The organism is Vibrio sp. 10N.222.46.A1 (assembly GCF_041473595.1).
Lineage (GTDB): Bacteria > Pseudomonadota > Gammaproteobacteria > Enterobacterales > Vibrionaceae > Vibrio > Vibrio tasmaniensis_A.
In genome coordinates this window covers 1-854 of record NZ_JBFRSN010001717.1, presented here as the reverse complement: position 1 = coordinate 854, position 854 = coordinate 1, and the positions used below count along the sequence as shown (strand labels likewise).

At 45.0% G+C, this 854-nt stretch carries 1 protein-coding gene; it reads left to right on the top strand.

From position 1 onward, the window contains the following. Nucleotides 1–854, top strand: an 854-nt coding sequence (rpoS, locus tag AB4496_RS28990) for an RNA polymerase sigma factor RpoS (protein ID WP_372133571.1), incomplete at both ends; no start/stop codon positions are given.

Sequence of the window (854 nt, the reverse complement as noted above, 5' to 3'; positions counted from 1 at the left end):
GACTGAAGTTACGTCTAAAAGCTTAGATGCGACTCAACTCTACTTAGGCGAAATCGGTTTCTCACCACTATTAACCGCTGAAGAAGAAGTACTTTATGCACGTCGAGCTCTACGCGGTGATGAAGCAGCACGCAAACGCATGATCGAAAGTAACCTGCGTTTGGTGGTGAAAATTTCTCGTCGTTATAGCAACCGTGGTCTTGCACTTCTCGATCTTATTGAAGAAGGCAACCTAGGTTTGATTCGCGCCGTAGAGAAGTTTGACCCAGAGCGTGGCTTCCGTTTCTCAACTTACGCAACATGGTGGATTCGTCAAACCATTGAACGTGCGCTAATGAATCAGACTCGCACTATCCGTTTGCCAATCCATGTTGTGAAAGAGCTGAACATCTACCTACGTACCGCAAGAGAACTTTCACAAAAACTTGACCATGAACCAACGGCAGAAGAAATTGCTTCTAAGCTAGACAAACCTGTTGGTGATGTGAGCAAGATGCTTCGTCTAAACGAAAGAGTGAGCTCTGTTGATACACCTATCGGTGGTGATGGTGAGAAAGCGCTACTGGATATAATTCCGGACATCAACAACTCAGACCCTGAGGTTTCAACTCAAGATAGCGATATTAAGAACTCGTTGATTTTCTGGCTTGATGAGCTGAATCCTAAGCAGAAAGAGGTGCTTGCGCGTCGCTTTGGATTACTTGGCTATGAACCATCAACACTAGAAGAAGTAGGCCGTGAAATTAGCCTAACTCGTGAACGCGTTCGCCAAATCCAAGTTGAAGGTCTGCGTCGTCTACGTGAGATTTTAATCAAGCAAGGCTTGAATATGGAAAACCTGTTCAACGTAGAAA